This is a genomic window from Micromonospora sp. NPDC000121, assembly GCF_042899165.1.
GTDB lineage: Bacteria > Actinomycetota > Actinomycetes > Mycobacteriales > Micromonosporaceae > Micromonospora.
In genome coordinates this window covers 123,078-139,372 of the sequence record NZ_JBIAZP010000006.1, presented here as the reverse complement: position 1 = coordinate 139,372, position 16,295 = coordinate 123,078, and the positions used below count along the sequence as shown (strand labels likewise).

The following is a 16,295-nucleotide window of genomic DNA, read 5'->3' as shown; positions in this document are numbered from 1 at the left end:
CGTGTCCACGCTGCGCGACCTCGCCGAGGAGCACACCCGCCTCCGTCCGGCCGACATCGACCACCTGCACCGGATCGCCGGCGACTGGCAGTTGCTGTCCGACCTGTCCTTCGCCGACCTGCTGCTCTGGGTGCCCGTCGACGGTGACGGGACGTTCCTCTGCGTCGCCCAGGTCCGGCCGACGACCGCCCCCACCGCGTACCTGGACGACCAGGTGGGGCGGATCGTCGGCGGGCCGGAGGTGGCCCACCTGGAGGTGGCCCACCGGCAGGGCCGGATCTGGCGGGAGGGCGACCCGGTCTGGTACGGCGACGTGCCCGCCCGGCACGAGGCGATCCCCGTCCGGCTGCGTACGGCGGACGGCGAGGCCGGCGAGGTGGTCGCCGTGGTCGGGCGGGACACCAACCTCTCCACCGCGCGCACCCCGAGCCAACTGGAGCTGAACTACCTCACCACCGCCGACGACCTGGCGCAGATGATCGCCGACGGCACCTTCCCGCCGCCGCGCCACCCGGGGGAGACCACCTCGGCGCCCCGGGTCGGCGACGGGCTGGTCCGGCTCGACGCCGGCGGCAAGGTCACCTACGCCAGCCCGAACGCGCAGTCGGCGTACCGGCGGCTCGGCTACGCCTCGCACCTGGTGGGCGAGGACCTGGCGGCGCTGCACCGCCGGCTGGCCGGCGACCCGCTGGAGGGGACGGACGCGGCGAACGGCATCCTCGCCGCGCTGCGGGGCGAGGCGCCGCCCCGCCGGGAGATCGACGCCCGCGGCGCGACGATGCTCACCCGGGCGCTGCCGCTGATGCCCGCCGGGGTGCCGATCGGCGCGCTGGTGCTGGTCCGGGACATCACCGAGGTGCGCCGCCGGGACCGCGCCCTGATCACCAAGGACGCCACCATCCGGGAGATCCACCACCGGGTGAAGAACAACCTCCAGACCGTCGCCGCCCTGCTGCGCCTCCAGGCCCGCCGGGTGTCCATGCCGGAGGCGCGGGTCGCCCTGGAGGAGTCGGTACGCCGGGTCGCCTCCATCGCGCTGGTGCACGAGACCCTCTCCCTGTCCAGCGACGAGGCGGTCGAGTTCGACGGCATCGTGGACCGGGTGGCCAGCGCGGCGACCGAGGTGGCGGCGGCCGAGTCGACGGTCGGGATGCGGCGGACGGGCAGCTTCGGGGTGCTCCCCGCCGAGGTCGCCACGTCGCTGGTGATGGTCCTCAACGAGCTGCTGCTCAACGCCGTCGAGCACGGCTTCCCGCCGGCCGCCGACGCGGCCGCCGCGCCGGCCGCGGCCGGCACCGTCGGCGCGGCGCCCGAGGTGGTGGTGTCGGCGCACCGGTTCCGGAAGATGCTGCACGTCTCGGTGACCGACAACGGGCGCGGGCTGCCGCCCGACTTCGACGCCGAGCGGGGCGGCAACCTCGGTCTGCAGATCGTCCGGGCGCTGGTGACCGGCGAGCTGCGCGGCACCATCGAGCTGCGCGACGGCGTGAACGGCGGCACCGAGGCGACGCTCGTCGTGCCGCTGGCCCGCAGCGCCCCGGAGGGCCGCGCCGCCGGCTGACCCGCCGCGGGCGGGACGGGTCAGCGGGTGAGCAGCGCGACGGTCAGGCCGGGGCGGTGCCAGACCCGTTCGACGGTGTAGCCGGCGCGTAGCGCGTCGCCCTTGGCGCCCGGCACGGCGGCCAGCGGGTCGTCGCGGCGGCCGGCCACGATCAGCCAGACCCGCTGCGTGCCGGCCAGGCACCCGGCCGGCTGGGCGCACTCGGCGGCCCACAGGTCGCCCCGGCGGGCCTGGTCCTCGGTCGCCAGCACGTCCCGGGGGCGGCGGTCGCCCAGGTGGTAGCCGAGGCCGAGGTCGAGGAAGAGCCAGCTCTCCCGGGGCGAGTAGACGACGGCGTCGCCGGGCCGCTGGCCGTCGGCGACGACCCGGGCCGCCCCGCGGTAGTCGACCGGGGCGCTGCGCGGCCACTCGTGCGTACGCCGCAGCGCCGCCTGGTCCGGCAGGCCGAGCAGCCCGGCCAGGGCAACCACCGCCAACGCGGGCGGCAGCGGCACCGTCGCGAGCGCCGCGCCGGCCAGCAGGCAAGCGAACGGCACGACGAAGAACAGGTAGCGGGGCACCCAGAGGGGCACGACCAGGCCGGCGGTGAAGAGCAGCAGCACCGGCAGCAGCACGGCGCACCCGGGCAGCAGGGCACGCCGGCCGAGCCGGGCCGCCCCGAGCGCGGCGAGGCCGACCAGCAGCCCGCCCACCACGCCGCTCTGCGCCACCCCGCCCGGCAGCGCCGTCAGGTCGGTCGGCCGGACCGTGTCCACCCAGTCGAGCTGCCGGGCCCGCTGGCCCCTGGCCAGCAGCACCAGCGGGGTCACCAGCAGCGCGGCGGGCACCAGGGCGAGCACCCAGCGCAGCGGGCGGCTCGCAGGCCCCTCGCGGCGGGCGGTGAGCACCGCCACCGCGTGCGCGGCGAGCAGGGTGAGCGCGACCAGGTGGGTCAGCCCGAGGGCGGCCACGGCGGCGGCGTACCCGGCCCAGCGCGCCCACCCGGGCCGGCGCAGCGCCGTCACCAGCAGCAGGGTCGCCAGCACCGCGAAGAACGCGGCCAGCGCGTACGGACGGGCCTCCTGGCCGTACCGCGAGGTGCCCGGGAGCATCGCGAGGAACAGCCCGGCGAGCAGCCCCGCCCGGGTGCCGACCAGCCGCTGCCCGAGTACGGCGGTCGCTCCGGCCGTGGCGGCCATGGCCAGTGCGGCGGGCAGCCGCAGCGCGGTGACCGAGTCGCCGGCGAGCGCCACCCAGGCGTGCATGAGCAGGTAGTACGGGCCCGTCGCGGCGTCGATGGTGCCGGCGAGCCGGATCAGGTCCCCGGGCGACCGGGTCGCCGCGCTCCAGGTGGCCAGTTCGTCGCGCCACGGTTGGGCGTGGCCGATCCCGGCCAGCACGACGGCCAGGGTCACCAGCGTCGGGCCGAGCCAGACCAGCCGGCCCGCGTGGACCGGGGCGCCGGCGGGCGCCGGCGGCGCGGTCAGCCGGCGCGTGCCGTCGGCCGACAAATCAGAAGAACCGGTCACATACCGCAGCGTCACACAGCCGGGCCGTGCCGTTGTGCCGGTCCACCGATCAGCCGCCGGGGTCGCCGCGCCGCGCGGTGACGGGCGCGTCGCCCGTGATGTGGGATCACGCACGCGCTCGTTGGCCGGCCCCCGCCGGGTGTGGCAGCATGACTCCATGACCGCCGCCGTCGTCCGACGCTTCGTGGCCCGCCGCCACGTCGACTACGGCCGCGTGCGCAGCGCCATCTGTCCGGCCCACTGACGACGCCCGACCAATCTGTCTCGGGCGCGCCCCCGCGCCGGCTGTTCCGACACCGTTGTCTCCAGCCCGTTCCCACGGGCCGGCCGCCGCGTCCGCGCATCCTGAGGCACCCCCCAGACAACGGAGGACGCCGCCATGGCGGTCAGCAGCATCCCGGCCCGGGCCGGCGATCCGACGGCCCCCCGACCGGCCCGGGCCCCGCGCCGCCCGCGCGGCGAGGGCCAGTGGGCGCTCGGCCACCGCGAGCCGCTCAACGCCAACGAGCGGATCAAGAAGGACGACGACCCGCTGAACGTGCGGGCCCGGATCGAGAACATCTACGCCCACCGCGGCTTCGCCTCCATCGACCCGCAGGACCTGCGCGGCCGGTTCCGCTGGTGGGGGCTCTACACCCAGCGCAAGGCGGGCATCGACGGCGGCCGGACGGCCGTGCTGGAGCCGCACGAGCTGGAGGACGAGTTCTTCATGCTCCGGGTCCGGGTGGACGGGGGCGAGCTGAGCCTGGCGCAGCTGCGGGTGGTCGCGGACATCTCCCGCGAGTTCGCCCGGGACACCGCCGACATCACCGACCGGCAGAACATCCAGTACCACTGGATCCGGATCGAGGATGTGCCGGAGATCTGGCGCCGGCTGGAGTCCGTCGGCCTGCAGACCACGGAGGCGTGCGGCGACTGCCCCCGGGTCGTGCTGGGCAGCCCGGTGGCCGGCGTCGCCCGCGACGAGCTGGTCGACCCGACGCCGGCGGTCGACGAGATCGTCCGCCGGTACGTCGGCGACCAGGCGTTCTCCAACCTGCCGCGCAAGTTCAAGACCTCCATCTCCTGGCTGGTCGACACCCCGTACGAGGCGAACGACGTCGCGTTCCTCGGGGTGGACCACCCGGACCACGGTCCGGGCTTCGACGTCTGGGTGGGCGGGGGGCTGTCCACGAACCCGATGCTGGCCCAGCGGCTCGGCGTCTGGGTGCCCCTGGCCGAGGTGCCGGACGTCTGGGCCGGCGTGGTCGGCATCTTCCGCGACTACGGCTACCGCCGGCTGCGCAACCGGGCGCGGCTGAAGTTCCTGGTCGCCGACTGGGGTGTGGCGAAGTTCCGCGAGGTGCTGGAGAAGGAGTACCTGGGCCGCGCCCTGCTCGACGGGCCGGCCCCGCAGCTTCCCGACAGGCCGGTGGACCACATCGGCGTGCACCCGCAGCGCGACGGGCGTAACTACGTCGGCGCCTCCCCGGTGGTCGGGCGGGTCTCCGGCGGGCAGCTCGCCCGGCTCGCCGACGTCGTCGAGGCGCACGGCAGCGACCGGGTGCGGCTGACCCCGTACCAGAAGCTGCTGGTGCTCGACGTGGCGCCGGAGCGGACGGAGTCCCTGGTCACCGCGCTGCGCGGCATCGGGCTGGAGGCGCAGCCGTCGGCCTGGCGGCGCGGCACCATGGCGTGTACCGGCATCGAGTACTGCAAGCTGGCCATCGTCGAGACCAAGGCCCGGGGCGAGGAGCTGGTGGCCCGGCTGGAGGAGCGGCTGCGCGACTTCGACGCCGACATCTCCATCCACCTCAACGGCTGCCCCAACGCCTGCGCCCGCACACAGGTCGCCGACATCGGCCTGAAGGGCCAGCTGGTGGTCGGCCCGGACGGCCGTCAGGTGGAGGGCTTCCAGGTCCACCTCGGCGGCGGGCTGGGCATGGCCGAGGGGCAGACCGCCGGCTTCGGCCGCAAGCTGCGCGGCCTGAAGACCACCGCCGAGGAGCTTCCGGAGTACGTGGAACGCCTCGCCCGGCGCTACCTGGCCGGCCGGGAAGCGGGCGAGGCGTTCGCCAACTGGGTGATCAGGGTCGACGAGGAGGAACTCCGATGAGCGAACGAGTCAGCCGGCCGAGTGTCGTGGAGCGCCGTCGCGGCGTCGGCCACAGCGGGGTGACGCGATGAGCGAGACCCGTTCCGCGCCGCTGTACTGCCCCTACTGCGGCGAGGAGGACCTGCGGCCGAGCGAGGCCGGCCACGGCGCCTGGGAGTGCCACGCGTGCGCCCGGGTGTTCTCGGTGAGGTTCACCGGCCTGCTCAGCCGGGCGGTGGCCCGGTGAGCGGGGGCACGGGGGAGCCGGCGGGCCTCGTCTCCGCGGCGGACCTGGGCCTGGTCGGCGTCGGCGGCCCGAAGCCGGCCGACCCGGCCCGCCGCGGCCCCGACGAGCTGCGCGCCCTGGCCGAGGAGGCCGGCCGGGAGCTGGAGGGCGCACCGGCGCTGGAGATCGCCCGCTGGGCGGCCGAGACCTTCGGCGACCGGTTCTGCGTCACCAGCTCGATGGCCGACGCCGTGCTGGCCCACCTGGTCTCCCGGGTCGCCCCCGGGGTGGACGTCGTCTTCCTCGACACCGGCCTGCACTTCCCGGAGACGCTGAAGGTCCGCGACGAGGTGGCCCGGACCCTGCCGGTGAACGTCCGGTCGATCCGGCCGCGGCTGACCGTCGGCCAGCAGGACGGCGAGTACGGCCCCCGGCTGTTCAACAAGTCCCCCGACGACTGCTGCCAGCTCCGCAAGGTCGAGCCGCTGGAGCGGGCGCTGGCCGGGTACGACGCCTGGGCCGCCGGGCTGCGCCGGGACGAGTCGCCGACCCGGGCGAACACGCCGGTGGTGACCTTCGACGCCCGCCGGGGCAAGGTCAAGGTCAACCCGATCGCGGCCTGGAAGCAGGCGGACGTGGACGCCTACGTCGCCCGCTGGAACGTGCCGGTGAACGAGCTGTTCCGGCAGGGCTACGGCTCGATCGGCTGCTGGCCCTGCACCCGCCGCACGAAGGCGGGGGAGGACCCGCGGGCCGGCCGCTGGGCCATGTTCGAGAAGACCGAGTGCGGCCTGCACGTCTGACCGGGCCGGGCCCGGCCGCTCCCGCACCGGGGGCGCCCGGGCCGTGGGGGGCGGCCGACCCCGTGGTCCTGGTGGCCCACGGCAGCCGGGATCCGCGGGCCGCCGAGGCGACCCGCGCGCTGGCCCGGGCGGTGTCGACCGCCCGGCCCGGCACGCCGGTGCTGGCGAGCTGGCTGGACCACACCGAGCCGGGACCCGCCACCGTGCTGCGGGACCTGGCCGGCGCCGGGCATCCCCGGGCGGTGCTGGTGCCGCTGCTGCTCACCGCCGCGTACCACCGGCGGGTGGACATCCCGGCGGCGGTGGCGGCGGCCCGCGCGGCGGGGCCGCCGATCGCGGTACGGGTGACCGACGTGCTCGGTCCTGCCGACGGGGAGGTCGACGGCGGGTTGCTGGCGGGCCTGCGCCGGCGGTTGCGCGAGGCGGAGCCGGGGCGGTTCGACGGGCTGGTGCTCGCCGCCGCGGGCACGCGGGACGCCCGGGCGCGCGGGTCGGTGGGGCGGGTGGCCGCCGCGCTGTGCGCCGGTCTCGGGGTGCCCACCCGGGTGTCGTACGCCTCGGCCGCCCCGCCGGCCGTCGACGCGGCGGTGGCCCGGCTAGGCGCCCGGGGTGCCCGGCGGGTGGCGGTGTCGGCGTACTTCCTGGCGCCCGGCCTCTTCCACGACGCCGTGGCCGCGGCGGCGCGGGACGCCGGCGCGGTGGCGGTGTCCGCCCCGCTGACCGACGCCCCGGAGCTGGCCGACCTGGTCCTGCGGCGCGTCGACGCCACCGCCCGGGTGGCCGGGGTCACAGCCCATTCATGATCGGTAGGGCACCCCGGTGGGTAGGTGACCGGGGTGCGGACAGCGAGACGCCCCGGCGGGCGGACCCGGCCGGGGCGTGCAGCTGTGGTGCGTGGGATCAGGCGGAGTGAGCGCGCAGCACCCGGAGGCCACCGCGACGCTTCACGGCGCGCCGCTCCTCCTCGCTCATCCCGCCCCAGACGCCAGCGTCCTGACCGGACTCCAGCGCCCACTGCAGGCACTGGTCGGTCACGGAGCAGCGCCGGCAGACGGCCTTGGCCTGCTCGACCTGCAGGAGAGCCGGTCCGGACGTCCCGATCGGGAAGAACAGCTCCGGGTCCTCGTCGCGGCAGACAGCATGGTGACGCCAGTCCATGGCGGCAACACTCCTCATTCTGGGTGGGTGGCAGATATTGCTTTGGTGCTTTTCCTATATGCATCCGCAGCGCCGACGGTGACGGTTCGCGTCCGCTTATTCGGCAGTGCGTGAGCAGGCTGTCGTTGGCCCCGCGGACCTGCTGGAACAGCTCAACCTGCCGAGCATATCCAGGCAATGTCCCGGTAACTCAAGTTCGCTTGTGAATACTTTCACGAACGCTCTGAATGTCAAGGGTGGCGCTCGGAAAAACTCCGGGCGGTGAGCAAGCCCACAACCCATTTGTCCGGATTCCAGTGCCTTCCTGGTTACCCGGCGTACCACAGTCGAGGATCAATATAGTACAGTCCGCGTGACATTGCTGACATTTCCGACACCTGCCTCTCGGTGTGGCGGCCGCCTCGTCCGTGCGGTCGTCGCCGCGTCGACCTAGGGCAGTACCCGAGACCTAGCAGATTACTCTCAGTGCGGCGGGAACGGATGTGAATCTAACTTTCTCCCGCTCGCCGAGATAGTCCCCGTCGAGCTGGAACGCCTGCGGACGGGCTGAGAGCAGGGTGAACTCGGCAACATCGTGCAGCCGCAGCACCTGACGGCCGTGCGGGTCGGGCGTCCGGGCGAAGAACTGCGTCACGGTGCGTGTCGTGCTCGCGACCCGGAGCTGCCGCAGTGCCAACACGTCGAGGCCCAGGTCGAACGACGCCTCCGGGTTCGGGTTGACCTCCCGGTCGCCCAGGTACGTCCACGGCGCGGTGTTCTGGATGATGACCGTGGCCAGCTCGCCCTCCGCCGGCTCGCCCGGCTGCTCCAGGCTGATCGCCGGATGCCGTCGGTCCGAGTTGAGGAAGTACTGGGCGACCGTGGAGCGGAAGTAGAGCGCGGGGGTGGAGACCCGGCCCCGCCGGCGGGACTGCTCCACCCGGTGGATGACCGCCGCGTCGATGCCGAAGCCCGCGCAGAAGGTGAAGTAGCGGTCGTCCGCGCGGCCGAGCCCGATGGTCCGGTACCGGCCCAGCCGCAGGCCCTCCAGGATCATGCTGGTGCCGTCCGGCCAGTCCCGGGGCAGGCCGAGCGCCCGGGCGAAGACGTTGGTCGAGCCCCCGGGCACGGTCGCCAGGGCAGGCAGCCGCTCGGCCGGCGTGGCGGCGCCCGGCACGGTCGGCGGCTCGGCCGTCATCAGGCCGTTGACCACCTCGTTGACCGTGCCGTCGCCACCGAGCGTGACGACGACGTCCACGCCCTCCTCGGCCGCCTCGCGGGCGAGGTCGGTCGCGTGCCCGCGCCGCCGGGTGTAGCGCACGGAGAGGTCGACTTCGCTGCGCAGCGCCCGGACCAGCACGTCCCGGCTGCGCTCGCTGGTGGTGGTGGCCTTCGGATTGACCACCAGGACGGCCCGCATGGGCGGCACTGTACCCCGCGGTAGCCCGGGTATCGTGGCGCGCGTGACCATCGACTCGGACCCGATTCCCGTCACCCTCCGCTGGGCGGTCCGGCTGCTATGGGGCGAGGCGGTCGCCGTGGGGCTGGTCGCCGCGTGGCTGGTCTGGGCCGATCTCACCGCCGCCACCACCGACCTCACCTCGGCGTTGCTGGTGACCGCGTTCGCGGTGGGTGCGGCGGCGGCGCTCTGGGCGCTCGGCGGCGCGCTGGCCCGACGCCGGGCGGGTGCCCGCGCCCCGGCGATAGTGCTTCAGCTCATGCTGCTGCCGGTCGGGTGGTTCATGCTTCAGGGCGGGGTGGCGTGGCTCGGCGTACCGCTGATGGCGCTCGGTCTCGGCGTCACCGCGTTGCTGGTGAGCACCCCGACCACGCGGGCCCTCGGCTTCGAGTGACGCCCCGCCGCCGGCGTGCCGGGGCGACCGGCGGCTCAGTACCCGGAGGCGCGCCGGGTGAGCAGCGAGATGGTGGCCCGGCCGTCGGCGGCGCTCGCGGACGCCGACGTGGTGAGCGCGGTGAGCACCTTCCAGGCGAACGACGACTCCGCCGGCAGCGTGGCGCCCCGGACGGTCGGCACCGTGACCTCGACCGTGAGCGCGTCGTCGGTGACCGCGAACCGGCAGTCGAGTTCGGCGTCGCGGGTGGCGATGGCGAGCAGCATGGCGCACGCCTCGTCCACGGCGATGCGCAGGTCCTCGATCTCGTCGAGGGCGAACTGGAGCCGCGCCGCGAGCCCGGCGGTGGCCGTCCGCAGCACCCCGAGGTAGCCCCCGTCCGCGGGCACGGTGAGGTGCACGACGTCGTCCTCGCTCGTCGGCTGCCCGGTCAGTTGAGTCACCACTCATCCCCCCGGTCGGGGACTCTACCCGCTCGGTCGCCCGGACGTGTGGGGGCCGCCACGTGCCTGCGCGGCCAGGCCGGCCAGGGCGTCCCCGTCGAGCCGGTAGGGGACCCACTCGGACATCTGCCGCGCCCCGATCGAGGCGTAGAAGCCGGCGGCCGGGTTCCAGTCGATCATCCACCATTCCAGCCGCCGGTAGCCCCGCTCGACGCAGATCGCGGCGAGGGTCGCCAACAGCAGCCGGCCCGCGCCGGTGCCCCGGGCGGCCGGGCGGACGTAGAGGTCCTCCAGGTAGATACCGTGCACCCCGGCCCAGGTGGAGAAGTTGAGGAACCACAGCGCGAAGCCCACCGGCTCGTCGTCGGCGTCGACGGCCACGTGCCCGTAGAGCGCCGGGGCCGGGCTACGACTGCTCCAGCTCGGCGCGTCTGACGCCGCGCCGCGACCCGGAGCAGTCGCGAACAGGGCGGCGGTCAGCTGTTCCTCCGTGAGGTGGCACTCGTCGGAGGCGCGTTCGTACGCCGCCAGCTCGTGCACCATGGCGACGACGGCCGGCACGTCCCCGGGACGTGCCGGCCGGATCGTCGGCGGACCGGCGAGGGTCACGCCTTCTTGGTCTCCCAGAAGATCTTGGAGATCTCGTCGATCTTCTGCAGCAGCTCGTCGGCCTTGGTCGGGTCGGTGCCGCCCTTGGCGCCGGCGGCGCCGGCCAGCTTGGTGGCCTCGTTGAAGAGCTGGTGCAGGTGCGGGTACTTCTCGAAGTGGGCCGGCTTGAAGTAGTCGGTCCAGAGCACCCACAGGTGGTGCTTCACCAGGTCGGCGCGCTGCTCCTTGATCAGGATGGCGCGGGTGCGGAACTCCGGGTCGGTGTTGGCCTGGTACTTCTCGCAGATCGCCTTCACCGACTCGGCCTCGATCCGGGCCTGCGCCGGGTCGTAGACGCCGCAGGGCAGGTCGCAGTGGGCGCTGGCGGTCACGCGGGGCGTAAGGATGCGTGGAAGTCGCATCAGGATCCTCCATGGGAAGTTTGCGATGATCCAACACGACATTACTCCTGGACGCGTGCCGAGAGGCCGGGTGGAGGTGAACCGATGGGGGCCGCTCACCCGGCAGGGGCACCCCGGCTGCGGTGGCCGCTGACCGCCGTGCTGGTGACCGGTCCGTCCATGTCCCCCACGCTGCGGCACGGCGACGCGGTGCTGGTCCGCCCCGGCGGGCGGGCCGTCCGCCCCGGCGACGTCGTGGTCGCGGTGTTCCGCAGCCGCCCCGAGCTGCTCGTGGTCAAGCGGGCGGTCCGCGCCCAGGACGGCGGCTGGTGGCTGGTCGGGGACAACGACCTGGTCACCGACGACTCCCGGGCGTACGGGGTGGCCGACGTGCGGGGCCGGGTGGTCGCGCGCTACTGGCCCCGGCCGGGGCGGGTGCGCCCGCGTCGGTTATGACCCCGCTCACATCGGTGTGACGGTGGCAACATTATGCTCGGGGCGTGCCCGGGTGACCCCCGCACCGCGTGTCGCCGCTCGGCGCCTCACCTCGCGTCCGCGCCGCCGCCCCGTCTGCTCGACAGATCCTGGAGTCACCATGTCGCTGTCCACCGTGGACCCCGCTGATCCCGTCTTCCGGCTGCACCGGGGCGGCAAGATGGCCGTCGCCTCGACCGTCCCGCTGACGAGCCGGGAGGACCTCTCCCTCGCGTACACCCCGGGTGTGGCCCGGGTCTGCGAGGCGATCGCCGCCGACCCGGGCCTCGCCGACGACTACACCTGGGCCGCGCACACCGTGGCCGTGGTCACCGACGGCTCGGCCGTACTCGGGCTGGGCAACATCGGCCCGCGCGCGGCGCTGCCGGTGATGGAGGGCAAGGCGGTGCTGTTCAAGCAGTTCGCCGACGTCGACGCCGTGCCGGTCTGCCTGGACACGCAGGACGTGGACGAGATCGTCGCGGTGGTACGGGCGCTGGCGCCGTCGTTCGGCGGGATCAACCTGGAGGACATCAGCGCCCCGCGCTGCTTCGAGGTGGAGCGCCGGCTCGACGAGGCCCTGGACATCCCGGTCTTCCACGACGACCAGCACGGCACCGCGATCGTCGTGCTCGCCGCGCTGCGCAACGCCGCCACGCTGCTCAATCGCAAGCTCGGCGACCTGCGGGTGGCGGTCAGCGGCGCCGGCGCGGCCGGGGTGGCGGTGACGAAGATGCTGGTCGCCGGCGGCGTGGACCCGGACCGGGTGGTGGTCTGCGACTCCAAGGGCATCATCGGCCGGCACCGGGCCGGGCTGACCGGCACCAAGGCCGAGCTGGCCGCGATGACGAACGCCGAGGGCCGCGAGGGCGACATCGCCGAGGCGCTGCGCGGCGCGGACGTGCTGATCGGCGTCTCCGGCGGGCAGATCCCGGAGCAGGCGGTGGCCGGCATGACGTCCGGCGGCATCGTCTTCGCGCTGGCCAACCCGACACCCGAGGTGCACCCCGAGGTGGCCGCCCGGCACGTGGCGGTCGTCGCCACCGGCCGCAGCGACTACCCCAACCAGATCAACAACGTGCTGGCGTTCCCGGGCGTGTTCCGGGGCGCGCTGGACGCCCGGGCGACCCGGATCACCGACGGGATGAAGGTGGCCGCCGCCGACGCCATCGCCGGTGTCGTGGCCGAGTCGCTCACCGCCGAGGCGATCGTCCCGTCCCCGCTCGACCCCCGGGTCGCCCCCGCGGTGGCCGAGGCGGTCGCCGAGGCCGCCCGCCGCGACGGCGTCACCCGCTGAGGTGTAAGGAAGGGCCCCTTCCTGTCGCATAGCGATAGGAAGGGCCCTTCCTATCACCTGTCGCACAGCGAGCAGGCCTTCTTGTCGGCCGCTCGGCTTGTTACCGTGCCGATCATGCGTGCCGCCTTCGCCTCCCGCTTCGACGACGCCGACCCGCTCGCCGCGCTCACCGTCGGCGAGCAGCCCGAGCCCACCCACCCGGCCGACGACTGGGTGACCGTGCAGGTGCGGGCCAGCTCCCTCAACCACCACGACCTCTGGTCGCTGCGCGGCGTGGGGCTGCGCGCGGAGCAGCTGCCGATGATCCTCGGCTGCGACGCCGTCGGGGTGGACCCGGACGGCAACGAGGTCGTCGTCTACCCGGTGGTCGCCACCCCGGGCGACCCGCGCGGCGTCTCCATCCTCTCCGAGCACCTTCCCGGCACGCTGGCCGAGCGGGTCGCCGTACCCCGGTCGAACCTGGTGCCGCTGCCGGCGGGCCTGACCGTGACGGACGCGGCCTGCCTGCCGACCGCCTGGCTGACCGCGTGGCGGATGTTGACCACCCGGGGCCGGATCGACGAGGCCGACGCCGTGCTGGTCCAGGGCGCCGGGGGCGGCGTGGCGACCGCGGCCGTCGCGCTCGCCGCCGCGATGGGCAAGCGGGTGTACGCGACCAGCCGCGACGCCGCCAAGCGGGAGCGGATCGCCGAGCTGGGCGCCACCGCCGTCGAGCCCGGGGCGCGGCTGCCCGAGCGGGTCGGCGTGGTGATCGAGACGGTGGGGGCGGCCACCTTCGACCACTCGCTGAAGTCCGCCGCGCCGATGGCCCGGATCGTCGTCTCCGGCGCGACCGCCGGGCACGAGCCGAAGGTCAACCTGCGCCGGGTCTTCGCCATGCAGTTGGAGATCCTGGGCACCTCGATGGGTACGCCCGAGGAGCTGACCGCCCTGCTCGCGTTCTGCGCCGAGCGGGGCGTGCGCCCGGTGGTGGACTCGGTCGTCCCGTTCAGCCGGGTCGCCGACGCCTTCGCCCGCCTGCACTCCGGCGACGTCTTCGGCAAGGTCGTCGTCGACCACACCGCCTGACGTTCCCCGGCGGCCGCGCCCGTTCGCCCCTGCGGCGGGCGCGGCCGTTCAGAGGCGGTTGTCGAGGGTGGCGATGTCGCTGCGGGCGGCGTCGGTGGGGATGCGGCGCTTGGCGGCCTCGTCGCCGTAGAGGGACCAGCGCAGGAACTCGACCGTGGTGTCCGAGACCACCCGCAGCGCGGCGCCGTCGCTGAGCAGCGCCCGGCCGTGGTCGCCCTTCGGCAGGCTCAGCATCGCCTTCGGCCAGGGCACCTTGTCGTAGGCGGCCTTGCCGGCGGCGTACCCGACCACCTCGTCGGCCTCGCCGTGCACGAAGAGCTGCGGGGCTGCGGCGCCCGCGAAGGCGGTGCCGACGCCGAGCGCGGTGCCGGCGAAGACCACGCCGGCGTCCAGCCGTTCGTCCCGGCCGGCGGTGAAGAGGCCGATGGTGGTCACCCCGCCGGCCGAGTGCCCGGCTGCCGCCACCCGCTGCGTGGCCAGCCGGCCACGCAGCGGGTCGCCCGACTTCGCGTCGAGGGCGAGCACCTGGGTCAGCGCGTACGACACGTCGGCGGGCTGGTTGAGCACGTCGAGCACGTTGCCGTCGCCGCCCCGGGCGGTGTGCGGGAAGGTCGGGGCGGCCACCACGAACCCGGCCGCCGCCCAGCGGGTCAGCAGCGTCTCGTAGTCGGCGGGCCGCCCGTTCAGGCCGTGGCTGAACATGACGACGGGAAACTTCCCCGTGGCGGCCGTCGCCGACCGTCCGGGCTGCCCACCGGCCCTGCCGGTCGCCGGGTACCAGACGGTCACCGGCAGCGGCCGGTCCGCGTCGCGGTTCAGCTTGAGGGTGCGTACGCCGACGGCGAAAGCCTTGTCGGGGGCGGTGCCGGCGGGCACGCGCGGCGCCGGGGTGCTCGCCTTCGGCGGTTCGACGGGAGCGGCCGGGCGGGCGACCGGCGCGGCGTCGGCGGAGCAGCCGACCAGACCGGCGGTGAGCAGGGCCGTGGCGAGCAGGGCTGGGGTGGCGCGACGCGACATGGCTCCGATTGTGCCTCGCCGCGCCACCCGCCCCGCCGTCAACCGATCGCAGGCATCCCGGGGGCGGCGTGGAGGCGGGCCAGGTCGGCGGCGTCCTTGGGGCGGCGGGGGCGCTCCGGCATCCAGACGGGGAACATCTCCTTGAACTCGATCTGGGCGGCCACCGAGATCACCGGGACGGTCAGCGGGCCGATCCGGCCGGGCGGGCCGGTCAGCATGCCGTCGGGCAGCGGGGTGCCCGCCCACGGGCCGGCGCCCACCACCACCCGCCCGGCCGCGTCCCGCGCCAGGTACGCGACGCTCGCCTCGACGTCGTCGCGGACCAGGTCGAGCTGCAGGTCGACGGGCATCCTCGGGTCGGGCCGCCAGCCGTGCGCCCGCAGCAGGCCGGCCAGCCGCTCGGCGTCGGCCCGCCAGCAGTACCAGTCGACGTCGACGTGCGGCCGGGTCACCTCGCCGAGGTGGAAGTCCATCGCCCAGCCGCCTCGCAGCCACACCTCGATGCCGGCCGCCGACGCCAGCCCGGCCAGCTCGGCGATGCCGTCGAGCTGTCGTCCCGCGAGACCGTCCATCGCCGGACCGTAGCCCGACGCCCCGCACCGCCGCGACCCCGTCAGCGGGCGGGGCGGGTCTCGTACGCCGTGACGCCCGGGAAGCGGGCGCCGCCGGGCAGGCGCCGGCCGGCGTCCGGGTCGCCGTAGAGGGTCCAGCGGAGGAAGTCCGTGGTGGTGGCGAGGACCTGGTCGAAGCCGGGCCGCCCCGGGGCCAGGTACTCGCCGTGGCCCTGACCGAGCAGGCTCAGGAAGGCGGCCGGGCCGGTCGTGCGGTGGTACGCGGCCCGACCGACCGACGCCGGCACGACCGGGTCGGCCGTGCCGTGCACGAACAGCAGCGGGGCCGCCGGTGCGGCGAAGCCGCCGGCCATCCCGCCGCCGGCGATCACGATGCCGGACCGCAGCCGGCCCGACCGGCCGGAGGTGAACATGCCGGCCGTGGTGAAGCCGCCCGCCGAGTGGCCGGCGGCGGCGAACCGGGTGACGTCGAGGTGCCCGGCGAGCGGATCACCGCGTCGGGCGTCGAGCCGCACCAGGTGCCGGATCACCCGCCAGCCGTCGGCCGGCTGGTGGCGCACGTCGGCACGGCTGAACCGGGGCGTCCCGCGCCGGGTGTGCGGGTAGGCCGGGGCGGCCACCACGAACCCGGCGGCGGCCCAGCGCGCGGTCAGCCCGGCGTGCAGCTCGGGCAGGCTGTGCAGCCCGTGGCTGTAGACCACCACCGGGAAGCGTCCGGCCGCCACCGCGTCCCCGTCCGCCGGGTACCAGAGCGTCACCGGCAGCGGCCGGGCCGAGGCCGGGTCGAGGGTGAACGTCCGCACCCCGACGGCGTACGTCGTCTCGGGGGCCGGGCGGGCCGGCGGTGCGCTGGTTCCGGGCGCGGCGGTGGCCGGCGCGCAGCCCGCCAGCAGCGCCGTCATCAGCACGGCGACCAGCCGCTTCACCCCCACCGTTCCACGGTAGGTGCCCGACTGCCCGGATCGTCCCCGCCGTCCGGCCCGGACATCCCCGCCACCCGGCCGGACCCGGTCCACCGGCCGGCCGGACCTGGGGCCGGGCGGCGCGTGAGGGACGGCCGGGCGGTAACGGCTTGGCTAGGGTCACCGGCATGCCTGAGAACCACACCGACCCGAGCGGCAACACCGCGGCGTTCCGCGCCTTCGCCAACACCGCCGAGCCCGAGGCGCCGGCCGGCGCGTCCCGCACGCCGCTGCTCGTCGGCGCCGGGGCGGTCGCGGTCGTGCTGGTCGCCCTCCTCGCCTGGCTCACGCTGGGCTGACGCCCGGGCCCG

19 protein-coding genes are annotated in these 16,295 nt (G+C 75.0%); 10 read left to right on the top strand and 9 right to left on the bottom strand.

All coding sequences use genetic code 11. The annotated features are described in order from the left end of the window. Nucleotide 1 precedes the first annotated feature (1 nt). On the top strand, nt 2-1,561 hold the full coding sequence (locus ACFY23_RS18920; RefSeq protein WP_350819005.1) for a histidine kinase N-terminal domain-containing protein: 1,560 nt from the start codon (nt 2-4) through the stop codon (nt 1,559-1,561). A 20-nt stretch (nt 1,562-1,581) separates the two neighbouring features. Here ACFY23_RS18920 and ACFY23_RS18915 read toward each other — a convergent pair whose 3' ends face one another. Further along, on the bottom strand, nt 1,582-2,979 hold the full coding sequence (locus tag ACFY23_RS18915) for a glycosyltransferase family 39 protein (RefSeq protein ID WP_387036498.1): 1,398 nt from the start codon (nt 2,977-2,979) through the stop codon (nt 1,582-1,584). Nucleotides 2,980-3,448: 469 nt separating this feature from the next. Here ACFY23_RS18915 and ACFY23_RS18910 point away from each other — a divergent pair, with 469 nt between their 5' ends. The 4 genes from ACFY23_RS18910 to ACFY23_RS18895 all read left to right on the top strand — a co-directional run bounded on the left by ACFY23_RS18910 (nt 3,449) and on the right by ACFY23_RS18895 (nt 6,975). Then, nucleotides 3,449-5,164: a nitrite/sulfite reductase gene (locus tag ACFY23_RS18910; RefSeq protein WP_350685556.1), complete on the top strand. Its 1,716-nt coding sequence runs from the start codon at nt 3,449-3,451 to the stop codon at nt 5,162-5,164. A 67-nt stretch (nt 5,165-5,231) separates the two neighbouring features. Then, complete coding sequence (locus ACFY23_RS18905; protein WP_350685555.1) at nt 5,232-5,390, top strand: hypothetical protein; 159 nt, start codon at nt 5,232-5,234, stop codon at nt 5,388-5,390. After that, nucleotides 5,387-6,172 (top strand): phosphoadenylyl-sulfate reductase, encoded by a 786-nt coding sequence (locus tag ACFY23_RS18900; RefSeq protein WP_350685554.1) that lies wholly within the window; start codon nt 5,387-5,389, stop codon nt 6,170-6,172. The genes ACFY23_RS18905 and ACFY23_RS18900 overlap by 4 nt, the downstream gene beginning before the upstream one ends. Further along, nucleotides 6,154-6,975 carry a sirohydrochlorin chelatase gene (locus ACFY23_RS18895; RefSeq protein WP_387036390.1) on the top strand — a complete coding sequence of 274 codons (822 nt, stop codon included), beginning with the start codon at nt 6,154-6,156 and terminating at the stop codon, nt 6,973-6,975. The genes ACFY23_RS18900 and ACFY23_RS18895 overlap by 19 nt, the downstream gene beginning before the upstream one ends. Before the next feature lie 97 nt (nt 6,976-7,072). On the opposite strand, the gene ACFY23_RS18890 is transcribed toward ACFY23_RS18895, so the two are convergent. Next, the gene (locus ACFY23_RS18890; protein WP_007072794.1) at nt 7,073-7,330 is read right to left on the bottom strand and encodes a WhiB family transcriptional regulator; all 258 of its coding nucleotides are present in this window, start codon (nt 7,328-7,330) and stop codon (nt 7,073-7,075) included. A gap of 448 nt (nt 7,331-7,778) precedes the next feature. Then, nucleotides 7,779-8,729: a diacylglycerol kinase family protein gene (locus tag ACFY23_RS18885; RefSeq protein WP_350685553.1), complete on the bottom strand. Its 951-nt coding sequence runs from the start codon at nt 8,727-8,729 to the stop codon at nt 7,779-7,781. 43 nt (nt 8,730-8,772) lie between these two features. Between ACFY23_RS18885 and ACFY23_RS18880 the strand changes: the two genes are divergently transcribed. Next, a complete protein-coding gene (locus ACFY23_RS18880; RefSeq protein ID WP_350685551.1) occupies nt 8,773-9,162 on the top strand; it encodes a hypothetical protein in 390 nt (129 codons plus the stop codon). A 35-nt stretch (nt 9,163-9,197) separates the two neighbouring features. Here ACFY23_RS18880 and ACFY23_RS18875 read toward each other — a convergent pair whose 3' ends face one another. From ACFY23_RS18875 to sodN, 3 genes are read right to left on the bottom strand one after another with little or no spacing between them, the layout of a single operon-like run. Further along, complete coding sequence (locus ACFY23_RS18875) at nt 9,198-9,605, bottom strand: ATP-binding protein (protein ID WP_350685550.1); 408 nt, start codon at nt 9,603-9,605, stop codon at nt 9,198-9,200. 24 nt (nt 9,606-9,629) lie between these two features. Beyond that, entirely contained in the window at nt 9,630-10,214 is a 585-nt protein-coding gene (locus ACFY23_RS18870; RefSeq protein WP_387036393.1) for a GNAT family N-acetyltransferase, read from the bottom strand. Then, complete coding sequence (gene sodN / locus ACFY23_RS18865; protein ID WP_350685548.1) at nt 10,211-10,615, bottom strand: superoxide dismutase, Ni; 405 nt, start codon at nt 10,613-10,615, stop codon at nt 10,211-10,213. The genes ACFY23_RS18870 and sodN overlap by 4 nt, the downstream gene beginning before the upstream one ends. An 84-nt stretch (nt 10,616-10,699) precedes the next feature. Between sodN and ACFY23_RS18860 the strand changes: the two genes are divergently transcribed. The 3 genes from ACFY23_RS18860 (at nt 10,700) to ACFY23_RS18850 (ending at nt 13,433) form a co-directional block, all read left to right on the top strand. Beyond that, nucleotides 10,700-11,050 carry a S24 family peptidase gene (locus tag ACFY23_RS18860; protein WP_350685547.1) on the top strand — a complete coding sequence of 117 codons (351 nt, stop codon included), beginning with the start codon at nt 10,700-10,702 and terminating at the stop codon, nt 11,048-11,050. 139 nt (nt 11,051-11,189) lie between these two features. Next, nucleotides 11,190-12,365 carry an NADP-dependent malic enzyme gene (locus tag ACFY23_RS18855; protein ID WP_350685545.1) on the top strand — a complete coding sequence of 392 codons (1,176 nt, stop codon included), beginning with the start codon at nt 11,190-11,192 and terminating at the stop codon, nt 12,363-12,365. A gap of 105 nt (nt 12,366-12,470) precedes the next feature. Continuing rightward, nucleotides 12,471-13,433, top strand: a complete 963-nt coding sequence (locus ACFY23_RS18850; protein WP_350685544.1) for a zinc-binding dehydrogenase — start codon at nt 12,471-12,473, stop codon at nt 13,431-13,433. Nucleotides 13,434-13,481: 48 nt separating this feature from the next. Here ACFY23_RS18850 and ACFY23_RS18845 read toward each other — a convergent pair whose 3' ends face one another. From ACFY23_RS18845 to ACFY23_RS18835, 3 genes are read right to left on the bottom strand one after another with little or no spacing between them, the layout of a single operon-like run. Continuing rightward, nucleotides 13,482-14,450 (bottom strand): chlorophyllase, encoded by a 969-nt coding sequence (locus tag ACFY23_RS18845; RefSeq protein WP_350819007.1) that lies wholly within the window; start codon nt 14,448-14,450, stop codon nt 13,482-13,484. Between the two features lie 38 nt (nt 14,451-14,488). Then, complete coding sequence (locus tag ACFY23_RS18840) at nt 14,489-15,022, bottom strand: nucleotidyltransferase domain-containing protein (protein WP_350680297.1); 534 nt, start codon at nt 15,020-15,022, stop codon at nt 14,489-14,491. 41 nt (nt 15,023-15,063) lie between these two features. Further along, a complete protein-coding gene (locus tag ACFY23_RS18835) occupies nt 15,064-15,954 on the bottom strand; it encodes an alpha/beta hydrolase (RefSeq protein ID WP_350680295.1) in 891 nt (296 codons plus the stop codon). A gap of 158 nt (nt 15,955-16,112) precedes the next feature. Between ACFY23_RS18835 and ACFY23_RS18830 the strand changes: the two genes are divergently transcribed. Beyond that, on the top strand, nt 16,113-16,283 hold the full coding sequence (locus ACFY23_RS18830; RefSeq protein WP_350680293.1) for a hypothetical protein: 171 nt from the start codon (nt 16,113-16,115) through the stop codon (nt 16,281-16,283). The last annotated feature ends 12 nt before the right edge of the window (nt 16,284-16,295 follow it).